General features: G+C 72.9%; 23 protein-coding genes. 16 read left to right on the forward strand and 7 right to left on the reverse strand.

What is annotated here, in order from left to right; genetic code table 11:
- Window positions 1-61 precede the first annotated feature (61 nt).
- Window positions 62-1,945: a family 43 glycosylhydrolase gene (locus DEI91_RS04725; protein WP_111051152.1), complete on the forward strand. Its 1,884-nt coding sequence runs from the start codon at window positions 62-64 to the stop codon at window positions 1,943-1,945.
- An 18-nt stretch (window positions 1,946-1,963) separates the two neighbouring features.
- Here the strand turns inward: DEI91_RS04725 and DEI91_RS04730 are convergent, their stop codons facing one another.
- The 3 genes from DEI91_RS04730 to DEI91_RS04740 form a co-directional block, all read right to left on the reverse strand.
- Entirely contained in the window at window positions 1,964-2,791 is an 828-nt protein-coding gene (locus DEI91_RS04730) for a DNA-formamidopyrimidine glycosylase family protein (RefSeq protein WP_111051153.1), read from the reverse strand.
- Window positions 2,792-2,896: 105 nt separating this feature from the next.
- A complete protein-coding gene (locus DEI91_RS04735) occupies window positions 2,897-4,486 on the reverse strand; it encodes a GMC family oxidoreductase (protein ID WP_111051154.1) in 1,590 nt (529 codons plus the stop codon).
- On the reverse strand, window positions 4,483-5,085 hold the full coding sequence (locus DEI91_RS04740; protein WP_111051155.1) for an alpha/beta fold hydrolase: 603 nt from the start codon (window positions 5,083-5,085) through the stop codon (window positions 4,483-4,485). Before DEI91_RS04740 ends, DEI91_RS04735 begins: the two co-directional genes overlap by 4 nt.
- Before the next feature lie 340 nt (window positions 5,086-5,425).
- Here DEI91_RS04740 and DEI91_RS04745 point away from each other — a divergent pair, with 340 nt between their 5' ends.
- The 7 genes from DEI91_RS04745 (at window position 5,426) to DEI91_RS04775 (ending at window position 8,542) form a co-directional block, all read left to right on the forward strand.
- Complete coding sequence (locus DEI91_RS04745) at window positions 5,426-5,872, forward strand: Asp23/Gls24 family envelope stress response protein (RefSeq protein ID WP_111051156.1); 447 nt, start codon at window positions 5,426-5,428, stop codon at window positions 5,870-5,872.
- On the forward strand, window positions 5,869-6,060 hold the full coding sequence (locus DEI91_RS04750) for a hypothetical protein (RefSeq protein ID WP_111051157.1): 192 nt from the start codon (window positions 5,869-5,871) through the stop codon (window positions 6,058-6,060). Before DEI91_RS04745 ends, DEI91_RS04750 begins: the two co-directional genes overlap by 4 nt.
- Complete coding sequence (locus DEI91_RS04755) at window positions 6,057-6,374, forward strand: hypothetical protein (RefSeq protein ID WP_111051158.1); 318 nt, start codon at window positions 6,057-6,059, stop codon at window positions 6,372-6,374. The genes DEI91_RS04750 and DEI91_RS04755 overlap by 4 nt, the downstream gene beginning before the upstream one ends.
- An 11-nt stretch (window positions 6,375-6,385) precedes the next feature.
- Window positions 6,386-6,961 (forward strand): DUF6286 domain-containing protein, encoded by a 576-nt coding sequence (locus DEI91_RS04760; protein WP_111051159.1) that lies wholly within the window; start codon window positions 6,386-6,388, stop codon window positions 6,959-6,961.
- Window positions 6,958-7,521, forward strand: coding sequence for a hypothetical protein (locus DEI91_RS04765; RefSeq protein ID WP_111051160.1), 564 nt, complete (start codon window positions 6,958-6,960; stop codon window positions 7,519-7,521). The genes DEI91_RS04760 and DEI91_RS04765 overlap by 4 nt, the downstream gene beginning before the upstream one ends.
- A 92-nt stretch (window positions 7,522-7,613) precedes the next feature.
- Window positions 7,614-7,787 carry a CsbD family protein gene (locus DEI91_RS04770; protein ID WP_111051161.1) on the forward strand — a complete coding sequence of 58 codons (174 nt, stop codon included), beginning with the start codon at window positions 7,614-7,616 and terminating at the stop codon, window positions 7,785-7,787.
- Between the two features lie 485 nt (window positions 7,788-8,272).
- Window positions 8,273-8,542, forward strand: coding sequence for a GlsB/YeaQ/YmgE family stress response membrane protein (locus tag DEI91_RS04775; protein ID WP_111051162.1), 270 nt, complete (start codon window positions 8,273-8,275; stop codon window positions 8,540-8,542).
- A gap of 100 nt (window positions 8,543-8,642) precedes the next feature.
- Here DEI91_RS04775 and DEI91_RS04780 read toward each other — a convergent pair whose 3' ends face one another.
- Window positions 8,643-9,005 carry a hypothetical protein gene (locus tag DEI91_RS04780; protein ID WP_111051163.1) on the reverse strand — a complete coding sequence of 121 codons (363 nt, stop codon included), beginning with the start codon at window positions 9,003-9,005 and terminating at the stop codon, window positions 8,643-8,645.
- A gap of 108 nt (window positions 9,006-9,113) precedes the next feature.
- Here DEI91_RS04780 and DEI91_RS04785 point away from each other — a divergent pair, with 108 nt between their 5' ends.
- From DEI91_RS04785 to DEI91_RS04795, 4 genes are all read left to right on the forward strand, one after another.
- Window positions 9,114-10,079, forward strand: a complete 966-nt coding sequence (locus DEI91_RS04785) for a helix-turn-helix domain-containing protein (protein ID WP_181439481.1) — start codon at window positions 9,114-9,116, stop codon at window positions 10,077-10,079.
- A 180-nt stretch (window positions 10,080-10,259) separates the two neighbouring features.
- Window positions 10,260-10,427 (forward strand): hypothetical protein, encoded by a 168-nt coding sequence (locus DEI91_RS16200; protein WP_181439482.1) that lies wholly within the window; start codon window positions 10,260-10,262, stop codon window positions 10,425-10,427.
- 71 nt (window positions 10,428-10,498) lie between these two features.
- Complete coding sequence (locus tag DEI91_RS04790; RefSeq protein ID WP_111051165.1) at window positions 10,499-10,759, forward strand: hypothetical protein; 261 nt, start codon at window positions 10,499-10,501, stop codon at window positions 10,757-10,759.
- Between the two features lie 119 nt (window positions 10,760-10,878).
- Complete coding sequence (locus DEI91_RS04795; protein ID WP_146244211.1) at window positions 10,879-12,084, forward strand: AraC family transcriptional regulator; 1,206 nt, start codon at window positions 10,879-10,881, stop codon at window positions 12,082-12,084.
- A gap of 103 nt (window positions 12,085-12,187) precedes the next feature.
- Here the strand turns inward: DEI91_RS04795 and DEI91_RS04800 are convergent, their stop codons facing one another.
- The 3 genes from DEI91_RS04800 to DEI91_RS04810 form a co-directional block, all read right to left on the reverse strand.
- Window positions 12,188-12,802 (reverse strand): TetR/AcrR family transcriptional regulator, encoded by a 615-nt coding sequence (locus tag DEI91_RS04800; protein WP_111051167.1) that lies wholly within the window; start codon window positions 12,800-12,802, stop codon window positions 12,188-12,190.
- Between the two features lie 85 nt (window positions 12,803-12,887).
- Window positions 12,888-14,954, reverse strand: coding sequence for an MDR family MFS transporter (locus DEI91_RS04805; RefSeq protein WP_111051320.1), 2,067 nt, complete (start codon window positions 14,952-14,954; stop codon window positions 12,888-12,890).
- 266 nt (window positions 14,955-15,220) lie between these two features.
- Window positions 15,221-15,790, reverse strand: coding sequence for a TetR/AcrR family transcriptional regulator (locus tag DEI91_RS04810; protein ID WP_111051168.1), 570 nt, complete (start codon window positions 15,788-15,790; stop codon window positions 15,221-15,223).
- Between the two features lie 131 nt (window positions 15,791-15,921).
- Between DEI91_RS04810 and DEI91_RS04815 the strand changes: the two genes are divergently transcribed.
- The 4 genes from DEI91_RS04815 (at window position 15,922) to DEI91_RS04835 (ending at window position 24,792) form a co-directional block, all read left to right on the forward strand.
- Window positions 15,922-16,704, forward strand: coding sequence for an SDR family NAD(P)-dependent oxidoreductase (locus DEI91_RS04815; RefSeq protein WP_111051169.1), 783 nt, complete (start codon window positions 15,922-15,924; stop codon window positions 16,702-16,704).
- 114 nt (window positions 16,705-16,818) lie between these two features.
- On the forward strand, window positions 16,819-18,651 hold the full coding sequence (locus DEI91_RS04820) for a DEAD/DEAH box helicase (protein ID WP_111051170.1): 1,833 nt from the start codon (window positions 16,819-16,821) through the stop codon (window positions 18,649-18,651).
- A 185-nt stretch (window positions 18,652-18,836) separates the two neighbouring features.
- A complete protein-coding gene (locus tag DEI91_RS04825) occupies window positions 18,837-19,118 on the forward strand; it encodes a pyrophosphorylase (RefSeq protein ID WP_110823592.1) in 282 nt (93 codons plus the stop codon).
- A gap of 181 nt (window positions 19,119-19,299) precedes the next feature.
- Window positions 19,300-24,792: a DUF6531 domain-containing protein gene (locus DEI91_RS04835; protein WP_111051171.1), complete on the forward strand. Its 5,493-nt coding sequence runs from the start codon at window positions 19,300-19,302 to the stop codon at window positions 24,790-24,792.
- Window positions 24,793-24,814 lie beyond the last annotated feature (22 nt).

The following is a 24,814-nucleotide window of genomic DNA, read 5'->3' on the forward strand; positions in this document are numbered from 1 at the left end:
GGGGGGCCGCCCGGGGCTACGCTCGCGACACACCACCTCCTCAACGACGAGAGGCTGTCCCGTGCGCCGAACCATCGCGATCACCCTCGCGGCCGTGACCATCGTCGGGGCCCAGGCCCTGGCAAGCCCCGCGACCGCCGCTCCACCCGCCGCCGTCGCGCCACCCGCAGCTGCGGGGCGCGGCCACGCACCGGCGGCAACGCACCAGAACCCGATGGCCCTGCGCCTCCCGGACGGCGAGACGACCGCGAGCTGTGCCGACCCGACCGCCCTGCACGGCGTCGGACGGGACCGGAACTGGTACCTGTACTGCACCACCGACGCGATCTCGGAGACCGAGACGGGCCCCGACGGCGGACTCGTCCAGCACAGCGTCCCGACGTACCGGTCCACGGACCTGACGAACTGGACGTACGTCGGTGACGCCTTCGACACGAAGCCGGCGTGGGTCGGCGAGGCGAACGGCATCTGGGCGCCCGACGTCGTGTACCGCGCGGGGTCGCGCGGTAAGCCGGGGACCTGGTTCCTCTACTACACCGCGTCGGACACCCCCTCGGCGACGGGTCCCACCGGCGGCGGATCGGCGATCGGTGTCGCGACGAGCAGCAGCCCGACCGGGCCGTGGAAGGACTCCGGCGGACCGGTCGTCGCACCGCAGACCGCGCCGAACGGTGCCGGCTTCCGGTGGTCGTTCGACCCCGAGGTCATCACCGACTCCGGCCGGACCTACCTGTACTTCGGCAGCTACTTCGGCGGCGTGAACGTGCGGCAGCTCACGGCCGACGGCCTGCGTTCGCGTCCGGAGACCGAACGCCAGATCGCGATCGACAACCGGTACGAGGGGTCGTACCTGATGCGGCACGGCGGCTGGTGGTACTACATGGGCTCCGCGACGAACTGCTGCAACGGATCGCTCACCGGGTACGGCGTCTTCGTCGCCCGCTCGAAGAGCCCGCTCGGGCCGTTCCGCGACCGCGACGGCGTCGCGATCACGGACACCCGGGTGGGAGGCTCGCCCCTCCTCGCGCAGAACGGCAACCGCTGGGTGGGCACCGGCCACAACACGGTCGTCACCGACTTCGCCGGTCAGGACTGGATGATCTACCACGCGGTCGACCGGACCGACCCGTACTACGCCCGGCAGTCCGGGTACACGAAGCGCCCCGCGCTCATCGACCCGATCGACTGGGTCGGCGAGTGGCCCGTCGTCCGCGGGGGAGCGGGGCCGTCCGACTCGGTCGAGCCCGCCCCCGCCGCACAACCCGGGCAGCGGTCCGCGTACCGCATGCGGCTCGCCCCGGTCGACGCCCCGGCGCGGCCGATCCGGTCGCTGTCCACCGAGTTCGACGGCACCACGCTGCCGCCGACGCTCACGTGGACCCGGCAGCCCGACACCACGACCTACGGCGTCTCCGGCGGTGCCTTCCGCTGGCAGACCCAGGACGCCGACCTGCACCCGCCGCAGACGCCGCTCGCCTCGGTGCTGACCGAGGCGGCACCGAGTGGGGACTACGTCGTCGAGACACGGGTGCGGATGGACACCCCGGCGACCGGTGACACGTTCAACTACCGGCAGGGCGGACTCGTCGTGTACGGGGACGACGGGAACTACGTCCGTCTCGTGTCGAACGCGATCTTCAACACCCGGCAGACCGAGTTCGGCAAGCAGGTCAGCGGGCAGCCCGAGGGTGCGCCGAGCTACGGCAACATGGTCGTCGGCCCGGTCGGGGACGCCACGACGCTCCGGATCGTGCACCGGGTCGTCGACGGTGAGCACCGCTACACCGCGTACACCAGCGTCGACGGACGCCACTTCGTCCGGGGCGGGACCTGGACGGCGGACCTCGGGTCGACGCCGCGCATCGGGCTCATCTCGCTCGGCGGTGCCGGGTCGACGAGCACGTTCGAGCACCTGCGGGTGAGCACCGTGCGCTCGACGCGGTAGCACGCGGTCGAGGAGCGGTCAGGCGGCGGCGGGCCGTCGGCCCGACGGGCTCGGGAGCGGCTGACACCGCGGGCACCACCAGAGCCGTCGGGCCGGCGAGCCGACGACCTCGACGTCGTCCCGCGCTCGGACCGTGGTGCCGCAGCGCAGGCACCGCCGCCCGGCGCGACCGACCACCCAGTGCCGCTCGCCGCGACGGAGGACGCCGGTCGTCACCTGGTACGCCTCCGGCACGGTCGCCGAGTGGCGCAGCATCCGTCGGGCCGTCGCGACCAGGGTCTCGGCGTCGACGGTACCGATAGGGCGGTCGGGGTGCAGCCCGCGGACGAACCCGAGCTCGTTCGCCCAGAGGTTCCCGAGCCCGGCCATCCGCCGCTGGTCGAGCAGGACGTCCCGGACGGAGGCGTCGGGGTCGGCGGTCAGGCGCCGGACGGCCTCGGCCGCGTCGAAGTCCTCGTGCAGCAGGTCCGGCCCGAGGTGCCCGATCACACTGTGCTCGTCGGTGGTGTCGACCAGGTCCACCACGGGGAGGTCGATGCCCCAGACGACACGGCCGTCCTCGAGTCCGAGACGGACGCGGGCACGCTGCACCACGGTCGGGGGCAGTCGCCGACCCGGCGACGTGACGGTCCACGAGCCCTGCATCCGCATGTGGGTGTGCAGGGTCGTCCCGTCGTCGAACCGGGTGAGCAGGTGCTTGCCGTGCGTCGCGTGCGCGAGGACCCGACGCCCGCTCAGGCGCCGTCCCGCGGCGCCGCCGCCGCGCAGCTCACCGCTGACGACCCGCGCCCCGTCGACCTGCCGCAGGCGGGCGGCGAGCCGGTGGACGGAGTCACCCTCGGGCATGCCCCGACGCTACGACCGCCCACCGACACGCCCGCCGTGGTCCGCCGGAAGGCACGGGGAGACCCGGCCACGGGCCTCCCGTCCGCCCCAGGCCGGCCGGACCGGTCAGGCGGAGGCGACCAGGCCCTGGGCGCGGTCGGCGGCCGCGTCGCCGCGGAGCATCCGGTCGGCGGTGCGGAGGGACAGTGCCATGATCGTGAGCGCCGGGTTCGCGATGACGGCACTCGGGAAGACCGAGTTGTCCGCGATCCAGAGGTTCGGGACGTCCCACGACCGACCGGCCGCGTCGACCACCGACGCACCGGGGTCCGTGCCCATCCGGGCGGTGCCGATCGTGTGCGCGGTCCGCTCGAGCACGCGGACGTCCTGCCCACCGGCGGCCTCCACGATCGCGGTCATGGTGCGGACGGCGTGGCGCCGGATGGCCTCCTCGTTCGACCCGGGCGTGAAGGTGACCGTCGCCTTCCGGACCCCGTGCTCGTCGACCTCGTCCCCGAGCACGAGCCGGTTGTCGTCGTACGGCAGGCACTCCGCGTTGATGCCCACGCCGGCCATGTGCGGGTAGTCCCGCATCGCCCGCACCAGGGCGGCCCCGCGGAGGCCGCCCCCGCGCACGAGCGTCGTGGCGAACGTGAGCGGCTGCACGCCGAGGCTCTGGATCAGGTACCCACCGGCGAAGTCGGCGTCGGCCGGCCGGACGAAGTCCTCGCTGATGATCGACGACGGGTAGCCGCGGTAGGACCGCATCGACTCGTCGAACCGGGCCCAGACCTGCGTGGCGCCGTGTGCGGTGAAGTTCCGGCCGACCTGGCCGCTGCTGTTCGCGATCCCGGTGTGCAGGAGCAGGCGGGGCGTCTCGACCCCACCGGCGGCCAGCACGAGGGCGCGGGTGCGCTGACGGTGCTCACGACCGTGCTGACGGTAGACGACGGCCTCGACCGCGCCCCGGGCGTCGAGCTCGATGCCGTGCACGAACGCCTCGGCGCGGATCTCCGCACCGAAGGCGACGGCGGCCGGCAGGTACGTCGTGTCCATCGAGACCTTCGCGCCGTTCCGGCAGCCCTGGTGGCAGGAGCCGCACGAGACGCAGGCGTGGCGGAGACCGTGGTGCTCCTGGTGCCGGTCCTCGGTGGTGAGCGCCACGGGGGCGTCCGTCGCGGTGATCCCGACGGCAGCGGCGCCGCGCATCATCATGTCGGACGAGGCGTTCCGGCCCGGCGGGCGCATCGTGTACCGACGGGCGGGGTCCCACGGGTAGTGCGCGGGGCCGGCGACGCCCACGTCGTGCTCGACCTGCTCGATGTAGCGGACGAGCTCGGCGTGGTCCACCGGCCAGTCCACGCCCTCGCCGGTGTCCGACCGCAGGTGCAGGTCGTGCGCGCTCGGCCGCGGTGTGAAGGCACCCCAGTGCAGCGTCGACCCGCCGACACCGGTGCCGCTGTTGTTCGGACCGAAGGCGGTCGGGGCACCGCCGCCGCTGATCCGTTCCTCCATCCAGTTGATGTCCGCCGGCGCCTCGACCTCGTCGGGCAGGTGGTCGCCCGGTTCGGTGTTCCGGCCGGCCTCGAGCGCGACGACCCGCAGGCCGGCGCGGGCCAGGCTCGCGAGCAGCGGAGCGCCGCCCGCGCCCGTGCCGACGACGACCGCGTCGACGACCTCGTCCTCGCCGTACCGGCGCTGGTGGTCGAGCTTCATCGTGTCGGTCCTCCCGGTTCCCATGCTTCGCGTTGTCCGTCTCCGAGCAACTGGAAGCCCTGCTTGCGCACGCCGTCCCCGCCGTTGGCGAAACCGTCGTAGTCGATCGTCGCCATCGTCGCGGGGTGCACGGCGGTCGCGTACGGCTCCGGCGACAGCTGACCCGACGTGTTCGCGTCGACGAACGCGGCGGCCTCGTCCGGGCCGATCTCGTGGTCGGCGGCCCAGTCGAGCATCGTCTGTCGACGTTCCTCGCTCATCGGTTCGGGGGAGAGGGGCGACGCCGCGAGGAGCACGACGGCCCGCAGTCCGAACAGGCCGTTCGCGCCGCTCATCGTGCGGCCGGCGACCACCGAGGCGACCTTGCCGCCCATCGAGCGCCCGACGAGGGCCCACTCGGTGGCGCCGCTCGTGCCGATCGCCCGCTCGACGAGCACCGCCATCTCCTCGACGGTGGTGCCGGTCGCGGCGGAACTCGTGCCGAAGCCGGGCAGGTCGATGCCGACGAGGTCGACGGTCCCGCTGAGCCGCGCTCGGAGCGCGGCGAACTCCTCGGAGCTGGAGCCGAGTGCGTGCAGGCAGAACGCGGTCGCCGTCATGGTCCGTTCCTACCGTCGCGGGAGCCCGCGCCCACAGCACGGTGTACCCCGCGTCATGTCGTCCGTCGGCTGCGAGCCCTCCCAGCTCCGCGCCCGCGGGGTCTCCGATCGGCAGGGGAGAGCCGATCGAGGGATGCTCCGGATCCCGCGGACCGCGCACCGAGCGAGCCGGAACCAGCAGCGATCCGCGATCGGGGTACAGCTCCGGGTGCGGGATCGGGCTCTTCCTGGAACGGGCCTGGGTGTCCCGCGGCGCACGTGACGATCGTCCTCTCCAGCCCGTCTCATCCGTGAACAGCACCCGCTGGGAACGTCCGGCGGGCAACCGGAAGGAGACACCATGACCACCACCACCCCCGACACCCTCGCGACGACCTCGACGACGCCGACGAGCGCCGGCACCGGCACCGGCAAGACCGTCATCGACGACACCGTCGTCTCGAAGGTCGCCGGCATCGCCGCCCGCGAGGTCAACGGCGTGCACTCCCTCGGCAACGGCGCCGCCCGTGCCATCGGCGCGCTCCGTGACGCCATCGGGCAGCGCGACCACGGCCAGGGCGTCAAGGTCGAGGTCGGCGAGAAGCAGGTCGCCGCCGACATCACCATCGTCGCCGAGTACCCGGTGCCGCTGCAGCAGGTCGCCGAGGGCGTCCGCTCCTCCGTCGCCCGTGCCCTCGAAGACATCGTCGGCATGGAGGTCGCCGAGGTGAACGTCACGATCCAGGACGTCTTCATCCCCGGTGACGACGACGAGGACGAGGACAAGAAGGAGCCGCGCGTCGCATGAGCACCACACTGACCGGCGCCCTGGTCGGCGCCCTCCTGGCGGTCGCCGCCCTGCAGTTCGGCTTCTGGGGCTTCGCCCTCGTCGTCGTCTTCGGTGCCGTCGGGGCACTCGTCGCCGCGCTCGCCACGGGCCGGATCGACCGCGGTGCCCTGACGGACGTGCTGACCGGACGTCGGAGTTCACGGTGACGGACGGCCCGGGCGCTGTTCCGGGCCGCGTCGAGGTCACCACCCGCGCCCTGACCTCGTGCGCGCGCGCCGTCGCCGCCGAACGGCTCGGTGCGCCCACGAAGCGGGTGCGGGTGGACCTCGGGGACGCCAACGGAGCGCTGGCCCTGGCGATCACCGGACCGGTCGCCGCCGGCACGGACCTCGTCGAGGCCACCACGTCCACCGCGGCTGCGATCCGGAGCCGCGTGAGCGCCCTCACCGGCCGTCGGGTCGGGTCGGCACGCATCGAGTTGACCGGGATCGTGCGCGAGCGCGACCGCCGGGTCCGGTAGGAGAGGACACCATGAGCAGCAGTCCCGTCGAACGTCGGCTGCGCCGTCGGAGCGTGCACCGCTCCCGGTCCACGGCCGTGTCCGTGGCACTGGTGGTGCTCGTGCTGGTCGCGGCGTGGATCGGCACCGAGTCGGTCCTCCGGGCGATCGGAGCGCCGCCGCTCCTCGCCGACCCACAGACTGCGGTCGACGCCGCACTCGCACCGGATGCGGCCTTCGTGACGATGATCGAGGTCGTCGCCGCGGTGCTCGTCGTCGCGGGGATCGTCCTCGTGGTCCTGGCCGTCACACCCGGCCGACGACACCGCGCGGTGGTGCCGCACGACCGTGGCGCCGTGGTGGTCGACTCGTCGATCATCGCCTCCACCGCCCGGAACGCCGCCGGCCGGGCCGCCGGCGTCCCCGACGCACACGTCACCGCGAGTGCCCGGGGTCTCCGGACCGAGGTCCACCTGGTGCCGATGTCCGGCATCCCCGTCGACCCATCCACCGTCGAGCACGCCGTCGCCGAACGCCTCGGTCGCCTCGACGAGCGGTTGGGCCGCCGCGTCACCGTCCGCGTCAGCGAGAAGGGCACCCTGTCATGACCTCGAGCAACCGCACGCTGAACCGGCTGATCCTGTTCGTGCTCGGCCTCGTCGCGGTCGTGGTCGGGCTCGCGATGGGGGCCGGGGTCCTGCCCGCGGTCCGCGACGCACTCGAGCCGTACGTCCGGTTCCCGTCGGAGGTCGAGGTCCCGGCGGCCTCGCTGTGGATCGTGGCATCGGCCTGCCTCGTCGTCGTCGTCCTCGCGCTCGTCTGGGTGCTCACCCGCGGACGGGGTGGCACCGCCGTCGCCGTGCGGGAAGCCGCGGGCGACGACGAGGTCACCGTGAACGTGGCCCTGGTCCGGGACGTCGTGGACCACGAACTGGACGGCGTCCACGACGTCGTCTCGTCGAAGGTCGACGTGTACACGGTGCGGAAGCACCGGGCGGCCCGCCTCCGGGTCGCGGTCCGCCGCGGCGGGGACGCCGTGACGGTCCTCGAGGCCGTGGACGCGGCGATCGCCACCCTCGACCGCACCCTCGGCCGGCAGCTGCCGGTCCTGGTCCACCTGTCCGGAGGCACGCGGTCCGCCGTGTCGAAGGCCAAGCGCGTCGTCTGACGGACCGGCCACCGGCCTCCCGGCCACCAGCACCACCGACCACCACCCACCCGCGACCGACATCTCGGTCGCACCACCGGAAGGAGCCCGTCATGGGACTCGACGACACGATCGAGAACGCCGCACAGGACATCGCGGGCAAGGCGAAGGAGGCCTTCGGCAAGGCGACCGACGACGAGTCGAAGGTCGCCGAGGGCGAGCAGGACCAGGCCGCCGCGAGCGCGAAGCAGACCGGTGAGGACGTCGAGGACGTCTTCCGCGGGTAGCGACCAGCAGACACGACGGGGCAGCGCGCGACGAGCGGTGCCCCGTCGTGCGCTGACGGCCCGCCCGACCAGAGGAGGGGACGATGCAGAACGAGACCACATCACCCGCTCGGCACCCACGGGCCGTTCGACGACGAGTCGGCGTCCCAGCAGGACGACGTTCATCCAGTTAACGCATCACCGACTGTGTAGTGTGCCTAACTACTGATCACGGAGCAGGGTGGAGCGGTACACGCACCACCACGGAAGGACCGGTCAGATGCACTCGACGCCCTCGATCCCCACGTTCGTCGACGGGGACACCCCCACCGAGGCCATCGACATGACCGCGCTGTTCGCCGAGCAGTCGCGCGACGGCCTGCTCGACACCGTCTGACCGGTACCGTCCGGTCCCGGAGCGTCGGTATCGACCGCTCCGCCGCCGCCGTGGCGGCACCCCTGCACCACAACGGCACCGCACGGTGCCCGTCTCGAAAGGCACTCCCATGAGCTTCCTCGGCTTCATCCTCCTCGGCCTCATCGCCGGCGCCATCGCCAAGCTGATCCTCCCCGGTCGCCAGGGCGGCGGGTGGCTCGCCACGCTCGTGCTCGGTGTCATCGGCGCCCTCATCGGCGGCTGGCTCGGCGGCCTCATCTTCAACGTGGGCTACGACGGGTTCTTCAGCATCCAGTCGTGGATCATCGCCATCGTCGGCGCGATCATCGTCCTCCTCATCTGGGGTGCGATCACCGGTCGTCGCGGCGCACGCGCCTGAGACACTCCCGGTCCGGCACGGACCGCCGGCACCACACGGAGAGCCCCGCACCTGCTGGTGCGGGGCTCTCCGTCGTCCAGGGCGGGAGGGAGCGCTGCGGTCAGTTCCGGGACGCCGTCGGCGGGTCGGTGCGGAGGGACTTCGCGGCCGGCTCGTCGGAGTGCGAGGACGCGGCGTCGATGAAGCGCCCGCCGCCCACCTCGGCCGTGCGACGTCGGAGCTCGTTGACGAGGTCGTCGTCCTCCGGCTCCAGCTCGTCGTCCGGGGCCGTCTCGACCATGATCTGCGACGCCGGACCGAGCAGGATCTCGGCCTTGACTCCGGTCCCGTCCTCGGCCGCGGTCGGGATCTCGACGATGTCGGTCGTGCCGTTCTCCCCGAGGGCGGCGGCGTACGCGAGGGCGGCGGCCGCGATCGCGTCCCCCGTGATGATCCGGTTCTCGCCGTGGACGATGTACTTCATCCGATGGTCTCCATCGATCCAGACAACCGGCCGGATGCCCTGCTCGCCCAGCCGACCGCCAGGTGCGGGGGTACGCGGTGTCGGTGGTCGACGGCATCCTGGCCGGGCATGGACTCCGTCGAACAACCCCTGGTGCACGTCGACCGTCGCGGCTCGGCCGTGGACGAGGCGGTCGCGTTCTACGAACGTGTCTACTCGAGCCGCGACATCTCGATCGGCCAGGCCGCGGCCGAGGGCTTCTCGTGGCGGTACCGGATCGTGGGGGACGCCGCCGTCACCCTCGGCACGTCCTCCGTGGCCGCGCGTCGCTGGGGCACCATCGAGCCCGGGGACGACTACGTCCTGGCGTGGGCATCGGCACCGGGCATCCGGCTCGACACCGCCTCGTCGAACCCGGTCGACATGCAGCCCGGCGTCCCGGTGATGTACCCGGCCGATCGTGCGTTCGCCTTCGACGCCGCGCCCACGGTGCAGCACGTCATCCGGTTCGACCGCGCGTTCCTCGAGTCGGTGGCCGCCGCGCGACAGGGGGACCTGCCGGCGCCGCTGCAGTTCGCGCGACACCCGGACCCGGCGGCCCTGCAGCGGTTGAAGACCGTGGTGACGGGAGCGGCGGGCGACCTGCTCGACCCGGCGACGGCCCGGGCACGTCGCTCGGCCCTCGGCACCGCGGTCGCCGAGGCGGTCGTGTCGATGTTCGACGCCGCCCCGGTCCCCCCGTCCCGGCTCCTGGACGGCGGACCGGCCACGATGCGCCTCGCCCAGGAGTGGATGGTGGCGAACGCCCGGCGGCCGATCACGATCACGGACGTCAGCGAAGCGGCCGGGGTGGCGGTGCGGTCGCTGCAGGCGTCGTTCCGGCGGCACACCGGTGCCTCCCCGATGCACTTCCTGCGGCAGGTGCGCCTGCACCGGGTCCGCGCCGAGCTCGCCGCCGCGGACCCGGCCACGACGACCGTCGCCGCGGTCGCCCTCGGGTGGGGTGTCGGGCACCTGGGGCGGTTCTCCGGCACCTACGCGGCCACCTTCGGGGAACCGCCGTCCGCGACCCTCCGCCGCCGGCGCAGCGTCTGACGGACCGTCCCCGGCACGCTGCCGGAGCCCGTGCGTCCCCGGCCGGTGCGCACAGCGGACACGGTGTCCGGACGGCGTACTCCCGCACGGCCGCGGGTTGGTGCTGCGGAGCCCACGCGGGATGCTGTCCGTGCGCCTCCGAACCCATCGGGACCAGCGCACCAGCAGGAAGAGCGCACCGTGAACGAGCGCATCCGTCCCTCCCTCCACGACCTCCGCCGGCAGCCCGACGAGTGGCACCGCCGCGGCCTCAGCCACCCCGACGAGATCGACGCGATGGTCTCCCGCCGGACCTCCGGGTCGATGCCCGCCGAGCCGACCTACGCCGACTTCTTCACCGGGGCCTGACGACAGCGGGAGACGGGCACCGACCGCCGCCCCGCGGCACCGCGTGCGGCGTGCGTGCGTAGGCTCGGTCCATGTCCGACTTCACCGCCGACCAGGCCGCCGTCGTCCGCATCGAACGCGCCGAGGAGGGCCGCTGGGACCTCACCATCGTGAGCGACAGCGGCGTTCCGATGGGGCACGGTGTCCACCTCTTCGACCGCACGCAGGACGACGGGGTCGACGAGCTGACCGCCGCCGCGGCGTTCGTGGGCGGCTACGGGTTCCGGTTCGACGGCGACGCCGTGCAGCAGGACGGCCCCGACGCGTTCTGGGCGCCGCTCTTCCGGGGCTGACCGCTCGCGCACGGACCGGCCGGGCCGGACCGTGGCACCCGGACCGGCCCGCACGACCCGGACCGACGCTGGGTGGATGACGGTCTCGATCCGCGTTTCCTGGATGAGATGATGTCGTGGTGCCACCGACCGACGACGACAACGGGTTCCGTCGACAGCGGTTCACGGATGCCGGGGGAGCGGACTACACGGCGATCTTCCGTTCCGAGTACTCCGGTCGGGACGACGTCGGGGCGACCGCCACGGTCACGGAGGCGTTCGCGACCGAGGGCACCCGGTACGAGTACTTCCTGATCGGCGACGCCGACCTCACCCTGCGCACCATGAACGCACACGGCGGCAGTCGTGGTGGCGTGATCGGGCCGCGGGACGACCACGTGCTGTTCTGGCTCCAGCAGGGCCGCCTCGAGATGCACTTCGCCGACCGGTCCCGGGTCATCGAGCCGGGCACCCCCTACATCGCGTCCGCATCCGAGGCGTACCGCTTCGCGTCGGAGGGCACCGTCTACAACGGTGTGCACATCTCGGACGCCTTCCTCCGGAAGACCGCGGCGGAGCTCGGCTTCCGGATGCCGACGGGACCGGTGCTGTTCGACCAGCAGGACGAACGCATCGCGCGGCACGGCCCGCTGCGGCGCCTGCTCGGTGAGGTCAGCCCGACGCTCATGGACGACCGGGTGCGCGGGGCGATGCGGACGGCGTTGAACCGGCGGCTCGCGACGGTCGTCCTCGACACCTTCCCCGTCCGCGACCGCGGGGACGACGTCCCGACCGCGAGCCGGATCCGGGACGCCATCGCGTTCATCGAGGAGCACGCACGCGACCGCCCCTCCGTCCCGGCCATCGCGGCCGCAGCCGGACTCAGTGAGCGCGGCCTGCAGGAGGTGTTCGCCCGGACGCTGGGCGTCACGCCGAACGGTTTCCTCCGCGACCACCGCCTGGACGAGGTCCGGCGGGAGCTCCTCCGCGGAGCGTCCCCGAACAGCGTGCTCGAGGTCGCTCGCGCGTGGCGGTTCACGAACCCGAGTCGCTTCGCCCTCGCCTACCGTGCGCGGTTCGGCGAGGACCCCTCGGCGACGCTGCGCGCATCGACGTCGCAGCGCCCCGACGGGCGGTCGTCGTGGCGGATCCGCCGGGCCGTCGCCTACATCGAGGCGCACCTCGACGGCGCGTGCTCGGTCGCCGACATCGCGGCGGCAGCCGGCCTCCGGCCGCGACGCCTCCAGCAGCTCTTCCGGGAGGAGCGGGGCACGACGCCGAGCGCGTTGCTCCGCGAGCTCCGGGACCGCCGGCGCTCGGGCGGCTGGCCGGACCGACGTTCCTGACGGCCGGGAGGCGCGGGGCGGGAGCGCGGCGGGCCTCCCGTCCGACGGTCCGGGCCTCGGCCGGTCGGGCGTCCGACGGCCGGGACGAGCGCACGGCGTGCCGTCAGCGGGCGGCGGCCGCCGGTTCGGCGGCGAGTGCCACCATCTCGGCGACGACCGCGCGGAGGCGGACCGCCAGCTCGGCCTGGGACCGGACGGAGAAGCGGTGCGCCGCCTCGGACAGCGCCGACATGACCAGGGCGACCGCCGTGCGCGCCGTGTCCTCGTCGGTCCGGGTGGTCACCGCGGCGACGAGGGACTGTCGGGACTCGGCCATCCAGCGCATGACCATCGAGGTCATCTCGGGGCGACGGACCAGGAGCTCCTTCGCCCGGGCCCGGTCGGCGGAGAGCGGGACCGTCTCCGCGACCAGGGTGCAGACGTCGTCCACCAGCCGGCCGTCGGCGGCGGCGAACCGGTCCCGCACCGCGTCCGGCACCTCGACGGTGTCGAGTCCGATCGCCGCGTGCGCCTTCGACGAGAAGTAGTTGAAGAACGTGCGGGGCGAGACGTCGGCGTCCGCGCAGATCTGTTCGACGGTGACCCCGTCCAGCCCCTGCTCGGTGACGCGGGTGAGGGCTGCGTCGTGGATCGCCTGACGGGTCTGCTGCTTCTTGCGCTCGCGGAGCGTGCACGGCTCGGTGCCGTCGGGGTGTGCGGGTGCTGCCGTGGTGCTCACGGGGCGACCTCCGGTGGGGGAGAGACGGGGGTGGGCCGCCCGCACACCGCCGAGGGGACGGCGAGTGGACGGGCGGCCCGGGTGGTCACCGACGCTGGGTCGGCGTGGAGCCGGTCATCGGACCGGTGAAGGAGCCGGCCTCGGCGGCGGCGAGACCGGCCTCGGACTCGAGCTGTGCCTGCGCGGACATGTCCGCCTGCTCCTGCAGGGCCGAACGCTGCCGCAGCGGCGGGACCTTGAAGAACCAGGTGAGCACGAAGGCGAGCAGGATCACGCCGAGTCCGACCCAGTAGATCGCGACGGACGAGGCGTTGAAGCCGGCCATGAACGGGCGGGTCAGGCGGCTGTCGGCGCCGGTCAGGAACGAGGTGTCGTTCGTGGCCGATGCACTCGAGTCGTCGTTCGCGCCCTGCTCGATCTGCTTCGCGAGGTCCGGGACGACCTGGTCGACCCAGTAGGTGCGCTGACCGGCGTCCGTCCAGTCGACGGCGAGCTTCCCGTCCACGACGCTGGCGTGCGCCTGGTCGGCGGCGGTCGCGAGCGCGGCGGCCTCGGCCTGCGGGGTGGCGTCGGCGACCTGCTGCGCGATGACGGTCTCGGCGGCGGCTGCGGGGAGCGCGCCGGCGGCGACCTGCGCCTGGACGGCGGCGGTGACCTGCTCGGTGACCGCCTGGTCGGCGGCCTGTTTCGCCGCGGTCGTCCCGCGTGCCAGGCCGGAGCCGATGCTGTCCTGGATCGGGGTGACGATCGGGTCCCAGATCTGGTCCATCACGCCCTGGTTCGCCTTCGCACTGGCGACCCGCGGGTCGAGTGCCGCGTCGAGTGCCGACGTCAGGTCGGCCTTGTCCGCCGTCGCGTGGACGATGTTCGTCGGCATCACCGAGAACAGGATCGACAGGAGCACGGCGGTGCCGAGCGTGCCGCCGATCTGCCGGAAGAACGTGGCCGACGACGTGGCGACGCCCATGTCCCGGGCCTCGACGGACCCCTGCGACGCGAGCGTGAGGGACTGCATGACCGAACCGAGGCCGAGACCGATGAGGAACATGCCGATCATGAGGAACCAGAGCGGCTTGTCGATCGTCATGAAGGTCAGGACGACGTAGCCGGCGGACACCAGGAACGTGCCGATGACGGGGAAGATCCGGTAGCGACCGACACGGGCGACGATCTGACCCGATGTGATCGACGCGATCATCAGCCCGCCGACGAGCGGCAGCGTGGCGAACCCGGACTCGGTCGGGGTCAGGCCGACGACGATCTGCAGGTAGAGCGGGATGGTCAGCATGGCGCCGAACATCGCGAAGCCGACCAGGAACCCGATGACGGTCGCCATCGAGAACGTGCCCGAGCGGAAGAGCTTGAGCGGGATGATCGCCGCGTCGCCCATCTTCGACTCGATGAGCAGCAGTGCGACGAGACCGACCGCGCCGATCACGTAGCTCGCGATCGCGGCCGGAGAGCCCCAGCCCCAGGTGCGGCCCTGCTCGGCGACGAGCAGCAGCGGGACGAGCGTGACGATGACCGCGGTCGCGCCCCACCAGTCCACGACCGGCTTGTCCTTCGTGTCGTGCACCTTCGGCAGGTGCAGGAAGACGATCACCATCACGAGCGCGGCGATGCCGATCGGCACGTTGATGAGGAGCACCCAGCGCCAACCGGTGATGAAGAGGATCTCGGACGCACCGGCGAGCAGGCCGCCGATGAGCGGGCCGATCACCGAGGAGATGCCGAAGACGGCGAGGAAGTAGCCCTGGTACTTGGCGCGCTCGCGCGGGGCGAGGATGTCGCCCATGATCGCCAGCGGCAGGGACATGAGCGCACCGGCGCCGATGCCCTGCACGGCACGGAAGGCCGCGAGCATGAGCATCGACGTGGACATCGACGAGAGCACGGCGCCGAGGATGAACACCACGATGCCGAAGATGTAGAGCGGACGGCGGCCGAAGACGTCGGAGAGCTTGCCGTAGATCGGCGTCGCGATCGTCGACGTGATGAGGTACGCGGTCGTGACCCAGGCCTGCTGGTCGAGGCCGTGCAGGTCGTCACCGATGGTGCGGATCGCGGTGCCGAAGACGGTCTGTCCGAGCGAGGACAGGAACATGCCCGCCATGAGGCCGTAGATGACGAGCAGGATCTGCCGGTGGGTCATCAGGGGTTGCTGGCCGGGCGCGCCAGCGGTCGTGGCGTGCCCGTCCTGCACCGGGGTCGCTGCGGTGGCTGTTGACAATGGGGGTCCTTCTTCTTCGGTGTGCCCGGGCGGCGGACGCGTCGTCGGGCGGTGTCGAGGTCGGGCGGAGGCCGGGATCCGGACGGATCGCGAGGGCTGCTGCGCGCCGTGAAACCTTGCAGACCATGCAAAGTTACACCCGATAGTTCCACGACGCAACCATCTCGGCGGCGTCGCCGCCGTCGGCGTCAGGGGAGGTCGCGCAGCGCCCGGTCGACCACGTCCTCGGGTCGACCGTCGTCCTGCTCCGCCCACCACCGGAGGGCCGCGGTCGCCGCTCCGGCCATGACCGCGGCGGTGACCGCGGGGGCGAGCGTGTCGGGCTCGACCCCGTCGTGCTCCGCCGCGAACCGGACGAGGTGCTCCTCGGTGCCCGCCGGGAACCGTGGTGCCTCGCGGGCCAGGGTCGGGTTCGCCCGGATGACCCGGAGTCGGTGCCGCGTCGTCTCGACCGCGGCGTCGGGGAAGGTCGCGGCCGCCCGGTACGCGGTGCGGAGACCGGCCCGCGCTGGTTCGTCGGCCGGGCGGGCGTCCAGGGCTGCGGTGAGGCGCTCGGCGAACTCGTCGAGGCCACCCCAGACGAGCGACGCCTTCGTCGGGAAGAGCCGGAAGAGCGAGCGGCGGCTGACCCCGGCAGCGGCGGCGACCTCGTCCATCGAGACGAGGTCGTACCCGCGTTCGTCGAACAGGCGGAGCGCGACGAGCGACACCCGGTCCGGGTCGATCGTGCGGGGTCGCCCGGTCGGCCGATCTGCCATGCGCCGATCCTGCCACGACGGTGCTCCTGCCCCGTGCCCTGGTGACTTCCGGCACTGAGTGCTAGAACTGTGGCGACGGACCACCGTCGACCGTCGGGACCCGCCCGCCGGTCGCTCGACGAGGAGACACCATGACCGACCCCGCACCTGCCAGCCCGTCCTCCGCCCGGTTCGCCGGCCGCACCGTGATCGTCACCGGAGCGGGCTCCGGCATCGGCCGCGCGACCGCCGTCCGCATCGCCACCGAAGGCGGCCGCGTGATCGCCACCGACGTCGTCGCCGACCGGCTCGACGCGCTCCGCAACGAGCTCGTCGACGGCGCCGGACTCGACGTCGAGACCGTCGTCGGTGACGTCGCCGCCGCCGAGACGATCGAGGCGCTGCTCGCCGCCGCAGGGGAGCGCGTCGACGGGTTGGCGAACGTCGCCGGGATCATGGACGCGTTCCTGCCGCCGGACGAGGTCGACGACGGCACGTGGGAGCGGGTGTTCAGCGTCAACGTCACCGGGCCGATGCGGCTCACCCGCGCCGTGCTCCCGCTCATGATCGCCGCGGGCCGGGGGTCCGTCGTCAACGTGGCCTCCGAGGCCGCGTTGAAGGCCTCCGCCGCGGGTGCCGCGTACACGTCATCGAAGCACGCCATCGCCGGCTACACCAAGAGCGTCGCGTTCTTCCACGGGCCGCAGGGCATCCGCGCGAACGCGGTCGCGCCGGGTGCGGTCGCGACGAACATCGAGGCCCCGATGCGCAGCGAGTACGCCGCCCGTCGGGTCGGCCCGATCATGCAGACCACGATCCCGCCGGTGGCGCAGCCGGAGCAGCTCGCTGCCGCCATCACCTGGCTGCTCAGCGACGACTCCGCGAACGTCAACGGAGCGGTCCTGCCGAGCGACGGCGGCTGGTCGGTCGTCTGAGCCGACCACGGGACGGACGGGAGGCCCGGGGCGACGCCGCCACGGGCCTCCCGTCCGCCCGCTCCGCCCCGCGCCGTCTGGGGTGCGGTCGGAAAACGGGATACCGTTCCTCCTATGAGCACCGAGACGAACACCCCCACCGAAGCCGTCGACGAGGAGCCCGTGATCACCTTCGCCGACCTCGGGCTCAGCGACGCCGTCCTGAAGGCCGTCAAGGAGATCGGGTACGAGACCCCCTCCGCCATCCAGGCCGCCACCATCCCCACCCTGCTCGAGGGCCGCGACGTCGTCGGCCTCGCCCAGACCGGCACCGGCAAGACCGCCGCCTTCGCGCTCCCCGTGCTCTCCCGCATGGAGTCCGGCGCCAAGCTGCCGCAGGCGCTCGTGCTGTCCCCGACCCGTGAGCTCGCGCTCCAGGTCTGCGAGGCGTTCGAGCAGTACGCGTCGCACATGAAGAACGTCCACGTCCTGCCCGTCTACGGCGGTCAGGCGTACGGCGTGCAGCTGTCCGCCCTGCGTCGCGGCGTCGACGTCGTCGTGGGCACGCCCGGTCGCATCATGGACCACATCGCCAAGGGCACGCTCGACCTGTCCGAGCTGAAGTACCTCGTGCTCGACGAGGCCGACGAGATGCTCAAGATGGGCTTCGCCGAGGACGTCGAGACGATCCTCGCCGAGACGCCGGACACCAAGCAGGTCGCGCTGTTCTCCGCGACGATGCCCGCGCAGATCCGCCGCATCTCGAAGCAGTACCTGAACGACCCCGCCGAGATCACGGTGAAGGCGAAGACCACCACCTCGGCGAACACCACCCAGCGGTACCTCATCGTCTCGTACCCGCAGAAGGTCGACGCCCTCACGCGCATCCTCGAGGTCGAGGACTTCGAGGGCATGATCATCTTCGTCCGCACGAAGAGCGAGACCGAGACCCTGGCCGAGAAGCTCCGCGCCCGTGGGTACGCCGCCGCCGCGATCAGCGGTGACGTGGCGCAGGCCCAGCGCGAGCGCACGGTCAACCAGCTCAAGTCCGGCAAGCTCGACATCCTCGTCGCGACCGACGTCGCCGCCCGCGGGCTCGACGTCGACCGCATCACGCACGTGGTGAACTTCGACATCCCGGTGGACACCGAGTCGTACGTGCACCGCATCGGGCGCACCGGGCGCGCGGGCCGCTCGGGTGCCGCGATCAGCTTCGTCACACCGCGCGAGCGCCGCCTGCTCTCGGCGATCGAGAAGGCCACGCGCCAGCCGCTCACGCAGATGCAACTGCCGAGCGTCGAGGACGTCAACTCGACCCGCCTCACCCGCTTCGACGACGCGATCACCGCGGCCCTCGAGCAGCAGTCCCGGATCACCGCGTTCCGGGACATCATCGGACACTACGTCGAGCACCACGACGTCCCCGAGTCGGACGTCGCCGCGGCACTCGCCGTGGTCGCGCAGGGCGACACCCCGCTGCTGCTCGACCCGTCCGACGACCGCGTCCGTCAGCAGGCCGAGCGTGACGAGCGCCGCAGCCGCGACGACCGGCCCGCCCGGGACGGCGACCGGGAGCGCGACGGCGGCGACCGACGTCGTCGCTCGGTCCCGATGACGGCGTACCGCATCGAGGTCGGCCGTCGTCACCGCGTCGAGCCCCGGCAGATCGTCGGTGCGCTCGCCAACGAGGGCGGCCTGCGCCGCGACGACTTCGGCGCGATCCAGATCCGTCCGGACTTCTCCGTCGTCGAGCTGCCGTCCGACATGGGGTCGGACGTCCTGGACCGCCTGCGCGACACCCGGATCAGCGGCAAGCTCATCGAGATCCAGCCGGACCGTCGTGGTCCGATCCGCCGCGACAGCGGCCCGCGCCGCGACGGAGGTCGCTACGGCGACCGGGACGACCGCGGTGGTCGCGGGTACCGCGACGACCGTGAGGCCCGCGGGCCGCGCTCCCCGCGCGACTGACCCGCTCGGTCGCGCAGGCGACCGGCTGCCGACGGGAGGCCCGGTACCGACTGGTACCGGGCCTCCCGTCGTTCCTGTGCACCGCCTGGTGCACCTGCGACCGGATTCGGTACTGTGGTCACCGTCAGAGCCTCCGGGGGATCTTCTGCGCGGGGGTGCAGGTACGAAGAGAAGAGGGGTTCACCATGTCGCGTGTGCTTTCGACCGAACAGGCGAAGACCGCCATCCGTCAGATCCAGTCCATCGTGAACGGTGGGTTCACGGACCAGATCTCGCAGCTCGATGCGCAGGGCCGCATCCTGTCCGACTCCAACGTGTGGGACGGCCCGCTGGCCGCGAACTTCCGCGGGTCGACGTGGCCGGAGACGAAGGCTGCGCTCGACAAGGCGAAGACGGAGCTCGAGCAGCTCCGCACGCAGCTCGACAAGATCTCGCAGGACATCTTCACCGCGGGTGGCGGCGCGTAACACCGCCGGACAGTGCCCGGGTCGTCGACGCGTTCGACGGCCCGGGCTGCTGTCGTCCCGGGCTGCCGTGGCGTGACCTGCGCGCAGCACGACCAGCACGCCCAGCACGACCAGCACGACCAGCACGACCAGCACGACCAGCACGACCAGCACGACCAGCACGACGACCGGGGGACAGATCATGGCCGACCTGCACGGAGCGGAACCGCTCGAGTTCGACAACGGCACCGCCGACGCGCTCATCGCCGAGCTGACGTCCTCGGCCGACGCGATCGACGGCCAGGCCGGGAGCCGCTCGTCGTACGTGAGCACCGCCGCGCAGGAGTTCCGCGGGCACTTCGCCGACCTGTTCGGCCAGAACGCGACGACGGCGTCCGGCGACGCGACCCGGCTCACCGCCGCCCTCCGGGACGTCGCCGGGTGGGTCCGCATCCTGAAGACCGCCGCCGAGCAGGAGAACGCCCGTCGCAAGCGCGCCCGCGACTGGCAGGAGGAGCAGGACAACCGCAACTGGTTCGAGCAGGGCCACGACTGGCTCTTCGGCGAGGAGAAGCCGCCGACCGAGGCGCCCGAGCCCGTGCCCGTGTTCCCCACGAGCAACCCGGCCGTGACCGCCCGGCAGACGCCGGCACCCGGTTCCGGTGGCGGCGGGGGCGGTGGGACGTCCTCAGCGCGTCCGGACGACCTGCGCTCGTTCGCCACCGGGTCGGCCAGCCTGAACGGTCAGCTGTCGGGCCGGGGCGGAGCGCTCCGTGGCAAGCTCGACGACTTCGCCGCCCGCTGCAAGTGGGGCACCATCAGCGCGCACGGGCTCGCGACCGCGATCGACAGGTGGCTCGAGGCGAACGAGACCGACGTCGCCTGGGCGAACACGGTCGCGGCGGCCTTCGAGGCAGCAGGCGGCAGTGGTTCGGTGTCGACGGTGTCGGACGTGGCACTGGCTGCCGCATTGCAGGGCGCGGGTGTCTCCGCCGAGCGGTCCGGCCTGACGATCGAACCGCCGCAGGCGTTCGGCGCGCCGCCGACCACCGGGTACTCGATGGACCCGGTCAACACGGCCACCGGCAACTTCCTCGAGTCGGAACTGGACCTCGGCTTCACCGGGGCGTCCGAGCAGCTCCGCCTCACCCGCATGTACAACTCGCTCGACGACCGGACCGGTGTGTTCGGACCCGGTTGGGCGTCCGTCCTCGGGACACGGCTCGACGTCGACGACGACGGAGCCGCCCTGACGCAGGCCGACGGGCGCGTGCTCCGGTTCCCGCGGGACGGGGACGGCTGGGCCATGGCCGTGGACGAGTACGTCCGGCTCGGACGGGAGGGCGACCGCCTGGTCGTGCGGGACAGCGACGGCGGGTGGTGGGCGTTCAGCCCGTCCGGCGTCTGGCTCGCGTCGGGCACCGGGCCGGGCACCACGATCCGGGTCGAGCGCGCGGCCGACGGCAGCGTCGCCCGGATCGCGAACGAGCGCGGGCGGTGGATCGACCTCGACACGCTCGACGGCCGTGTCGTCGTCGCCCGGGGGTCCGACGGCCGCCGGGTGGAGTACGCCTACGACGACGCCGGCCGTCTCGTCGCCGTCTCCGGACCGACCGGCACCCGGACGTACGAGTGGGACGAGGACGGTCTCGTCGTCGCCGTCGTGAGCGAGGACGGTGTCGTCGAGGCGCGCAACACCTACGACGACCGTCGACGGGTCGTCGAGCAGGTCAGCCCGCACGGGCGCACGGTCCGCTTCGCCTACCTGCCGGGTCGCGTCACGGTCGTGTCCGACCCCGACGGCGGCCGGTCGAACACCTGGGTCTCCGACGCCAAGGGACGTCTCGTCGGGGTCGTCGACACCGACGACGTCCGGCAGTCCATGCACTACGACGCCCGCGGTCGCCTGGTCTCCGTGACGGCGCGGGACGGTTCGGTGACGGTCCACGCCGTCGACGCCCGAGGCCGTCGCACCCGGACCGTGACCCCCTCCGGGGCGGACGTCACGTACGGGTACGACGAGCTCGACCGGGTGACCACCGTCGTCACCGAGACCGGCTCCGTCGTCACCTACGAGTACGTCGGCGAGGACCGGGACCCCTCCGTCGTCGTCGACCCCGAGGGCGGGCGGACCGAACTCACCTGGGAGCGGGGACTCCTGCGTCGCGCGGTGGACCCGACCGGGGTGGTCGTCGAGCTCGAGCACGACGAACACGGTGAGCTCGTCGCCACCCGGAACGCCCGAGGCGACGTCCTGCGGGTCGAGCGCGACGCCGCCGGACGCCCGACCGCCGTGGTGATGCCGTCCGGCGCGCGGACCGAGTACCGGTACGACCAGGCCGGCCGGGTGACCTCGCGCCGGGACGCGGACGGCGCCGTGTGGTCCTTCGAGCACGAGGGGACCCGCTTGGTCGCGGTGACCGATCCGACCGGCGCGCGGACGACCCACGGGTACGGCACGAACGGCGAGCTCGAGCGCACGACCGACCCCCTCGGACGCACGACCTCCCGGACCTTCGACGACCTCGGCAACCTCGCCGCGCTCGACCTGCCCGACGGCGGTCGGTGGACGTTCGTCCACGACCCGCTGTCCCGCCTCCGCGAGACGGTCGACCCCGCCGGGCAGGTGTGGCGCCGTGACCACGACCGGAACGGCGACGTCACCGGCGTGACCGACCCCACCGGCGTCCGCGTCGAGGGCAGCACGGACGTGGCGACGGGCGTCGCCACCCTGCGGGACGTGTTCGGCACCACGACGGTGCGCTCCGACCAGTACGGCCGCCCCGTCGAGGTCGCGAGCGCGGACGGCGCGGCCGAGCTCGTCACCTACGACCGCTGCGGACGCCCGGTCGAACTCGTCGACGGCGAAGGCGGCCTGACCCGTCTCGAACGCGACTTGGCCGGCCGGGTGACCGCGGTCGTCGAGCCGTCCGGTGCCCGGACCACCTACGAGTACGACGTGTGCGGCCGTCCGGTCGCGAGCACCGACCCCCTCGGCGCCCGCACCGAGCTCGGGTACGACGCCGACGGCCGGGTCGTCACGCGGACCCAGCCCACGGGTGACGTCGAACGCACCGCGTACGACGCGATGGGTCGACCCGTGTCGCGGACCATCCCGGGCTCCGGCACCTCCCGCTGGCGCTGGGACGCCGCCGGCCGTCTCGTCGGCTCGCAGGACGTCCGGTCCGGGCAGCGACGCTTCCGCTACGACCCCGCCGGGCAGCTCGTCGAGGCCGTCGACGGACTCGGCGGGGTGACCCGGTTCGCACACGACCTCCGCGGACGGGTGACGAGCGTCACCGACCCGCTCGGCGGCGTCACCCGGTACGAGTACGACGAGGCCGACCGCGTGGTGGCCGTGACCGACCCGCTCGGCCGCAGGACGACGGCGTCCTACGACGCAGCCGGTCGACAGACCGCGCAGACCGACCCCGACGGGCGCTCCACCACGTGGACGTTCGAGGACGGCGGCCGACGGACCACCGTGGCGGTGGACGGGCACACGGTGTCCGAGATCCGCGTCGACCGGGCGGCCCGGAGCGTCGTCGTCACCGACCACAGCGGCGGGGCCGGCCGCGCGTTCGACCACGAACTCCGGTACGACCGACGGGGGCTGCTCGTCGCACGGAGCCGGGGTGACCGCGCCGTGCGCTGGGAGTACGACGCCGACGGCCGCCGGACCGCCCGGACCGACCCCGACGGCACCCGCACGGTGTACCGGCGTGACGGAGCCGGTCGGGTCGTCGGCGTCCAGCGGGCCGGCCTGCCCGACGTCTCGTTCGTCCTCGACCCGGTCGGCCGGCCGGTTCAGGCGGCGGCGGGCGACGTCGTGCACGCCTGGAGCTGGGAGCACGGGCGACTCGTCGCGCACACGACCACGACGACCGACGGCGTCGAGGCCACCCGCATCGAGCACGACGCCGAGGACCGGATCCGCGCGGTCGTGCACGGGGACGGCACGACCTCGTTCACGCACGACGCCGCCGGACAGCTCGTCCGCGCCGGACGCCCGGACGGCACCGTCTCCACCTGGGAGTACGACGCCGCCGGACGACTCGTCGCGGAGCGTTCCGGCGGCACGTCCCTGCGGCACGAGCACGACGCCGCCGGCCAGCTCCTCGCGAGCACCGACGGCGCGACCGGCGCACGGGTCGAGTACGTCTCCGACGGGCTCGGGCGACGGGTCCGACGGACGTCGTCGGACGGCTCGACGACCGAGTACGCGTGGGACGACCTCGGGTACCTCGCCGGCGTCGTCGAACGTGACGCGTCCTACACGGAGACGGGCGGGCACCGGATCCGGGTGGACGTCCTCGGCGAACCGATCGAGGTCGACGGCGTCGAGACCTGGTGGGACAGCGCCGCACCGCTCCCGTCGCTGCTGTCCATCGGGGGTACCGCGGTCCTCGGCCTGGCCGGCGGCATCACCGCGATCGGGGACGCATGGGCAGCGCCGACCTGGCGCCCGGCCCGCGCGAGCGACCTCGCCGACCCCTGGCGCGTGAGCGGACCGACGGGCGCGCTCGGCGCGACCGGTCCGTCCGCCGCGACCGGCCCGTCCGCCGCGACCGATCTGTCCGACGCGGCCCCGGGCCTCCCGGCCGGCATCGGTCTGAGCGCCACCGGCGGTCTCGCCGTCGCCGGACTCGAGTGGCTCGGCGCCCGGGTGTACGACCCGGCGGCACGCGGCTTCCTGTCCGTCGACCCGCTGCCCGCCGTGACCGGTACCGCCTGGGCCGGGAACCCCTACGCGTACGCGGGCAACGACCCGCTGCACGCGGTCGACCCGCTCGGCCTCCGGCCGGCGACGGACGCGGACCTGCAGGCGTACCAGGACGAGCACGGGAGCCACTGGGAGTACGTGGCCGCCGGGGTCGTCGGTGCGGTCGGCGTCGGCATCGGTGTGGCGCTGCTGTTCACCGGCGTCGGCGGACCCGCGGGCATCGCGCTCATGGCCGCGTCGGGAGCGATGGTGAGCGGGGCGATCTCGACCGCCTCGCAGAAGGCGACCAAGGGCACCGTCGACTGGGGGCAGGTCGGGGTGGACACGGCGGTCGGTGGGATCACCGGTGCGCTCGGCGGCGGCGGGATGATGGTGGCGGGCCGCGCTGCAGCGAGGGCTGCGACCGCCGCGTCGGCGTCGCGTACGGCCGGCGCAGCAGCGGTGAATGCCTCGGTGAACGGTGTCGCCGGTGCCGCCAGCAGCGGCGTCTCCTACGCGATGAACCACGACGGCGAGTGGGACAACCGCGAGTTCGTCGGACAGATGGTCGGTGGTGGTGCCAGTTCTGCGCTCGGCAGTCTGGCTGGTCCGGCCGGTGGGACGTTCGCGCAGCGGTTCGGGCAGACCACCCAATCGGTGACGGCTCGCGTCGCGACGCTCGGGTTCGGGGCTTCCAGCAGCGTCGCGGGTGGTGCTGCCGGTGACCTCGTCGGCGGCAAGGGGCTGTCCGGATGGGACGCGACGTGGAACGCGGCCACGGGAGCGGGCGGTACGCTCATCCCCGGCGGCCAGTCGTCGAGCAGCTCGTTGAACCACCTGGCCGTCAACAACGTCCGGACCTTCGACGGCATCTTCAGTGGTACGGCGAACGCTGTCCGGCTCCGCACTTCGGCGGCCGTCGGTGGCGCCACCAGCATCGCGACCGACACGTTGCACGGAGCACTCGAGGACAGGGGACTGTGGCCGGGATGACGAAGACGAGACCCTGGCGAGG

It is taken from the genome of Curtobacterium sp. MCBD17_032 (assembly GCF_003234855.1).
Lineage (GTDB): Bacteria > Actinomycetota > Actinomycetes > Actinomycetales > Microbacteriaceae > Curtobacterium.

What these genes read in the sequence shown, in the direction of transcription:
- DEI91_RS04730 (WP_111051153.1), bottom strand. Translation starts at nt 2,791, where the DNA reads ATGCCCGAGGGTGACTCCGTCCACCGGCTCGCCGCCCGCCTGCGGCAG.
- DEI91_RS04735 (WP_111051154.1), bottom strand. Translation starts at nt 4,486, where the DNA reads ATGAAGCTCGACCACCAGCGCCGGTACGGCGAGGACGAGGTCGTCGAC.
- DEI91_RS04740 (WP_111051155.1), bottom strand. Translation starts at nt 5,085, where the DNA reads ATGACGGCGACCGCGTTCTGCCTGCACGCACTCGGCTCCAGCTCCGAG.
- DEI91_RS04745 (WP_111051156.1), top strand. Translation starts at nt 5,426, where the DNA reads ATGACCACCACCACCCCCGACACCCTCGCGACGACCTCGACGACGCCG.
- DEI91_RS04750 (WP_111051157.1), top strand. Translation starts at nt 5,869, where the DNA reads ATGAGCACCACACTGACCGGCGCCCTGGTCGGCGCCCTCCTGGCGGTC.
- DEI91_RS04760 (WP_111051159.1), top strand. Translation starts at nt 6,386, where the DNA reads ATGAGCAGCAGTCCCGTCGAACGTCGGCTGCGCCGTCGGAGCGTGCAC.
- DEI91_RS04765 (WP_111051160.1), top strand. Translation starts at nt 6,958, where the DNA reads ATGACCTCGAGCAACCGCACGCTGAACCGGCTGATCCTGTTCGTGCTC.
- DEI91_RS04770 (WP_111051161.1), top strand. Translation starts at nt 7,614, where the DNA reads ATGGGACTCGACGACACGATCGAGAACGCCGCACAGGACATCGCGGGC.
- DEI91_RS04775 (WP_111051162.1), top strand. Translation starts at nt 8,273, where the DNA reads ATGAGCTTCCTCGGCTTCATCCTCCTCGGCCTCATCGCCGGCGCCATC.
- DEI91_RS04780 (WP_111051163.1), bottom strand. Translation starts at nt 9,005, where the DNA reads ATGAAGTACATCGTCCACGGCGAGAACCGGATCATCACGGGGGACGCG.
- DEI91_RS04785 (WP_181439481.1), top strand. Translation starts at nt 9,114, where the DNA reads ATGGACTCCGTCGAACAACCCCTGGTGCACGTCGACCGTCGCGGCTCG.
- DEI91_RS04790 (WP_111051165.1), top strand. Translation starts at nt 10,499, where the DNA reads ATGTCCGACTTCACCGCCGACCAGGCCGCCGTCGTCCGCATCGAACGC.
- DEI91_RS04805 (WP_111051320.1), bottom strand. Translation starts at nt 14,954, where the DNA reads ATGACCCACCGGCAGATCCTGCTCGTCATCTACGGCCTCATGGCGGGC.
- DEI91_RS04810 (WP_111051168.1), bottom strand. Translation starts at nt 15,790, where the DNA reads ATGGCAGATCGGCCGACCGGGCGACCCCGCACGATCGACCCGGACCGG.
- DEI91_RS04815 (WP_111051169.1), top strand. Translation starts at nt 15,922, where the DNA reads ATGACCGACCCCGCACCTGCCAGCCCGTCCTCCGCCCGGTTCGCCGGC.
- DEI91_RS04820 (WP_111051170.1), top strand. Translation starts at nt 16,819, where the DNA reads ATGAGCACCGAGACGAACACCCCCACCGAAGCCGTCGACGAGGAGCCC.
- DEI91_RS04825 (WP_110823592.1), top strand. Translation starts at nt 18,837, where the DNA reads ATGTCGCGTGTGCTTTCGACCGAACAGGCGAAGACCGCCATCCGTCAG.
- DEI91_RS04835 (WP_111051171.1), top strand. Translation starts at nt 19,300, where the DNA reads ATGGCCGACCTGCACGGAGCGGAACCGCTCGAGTTCGACAACGGCACC.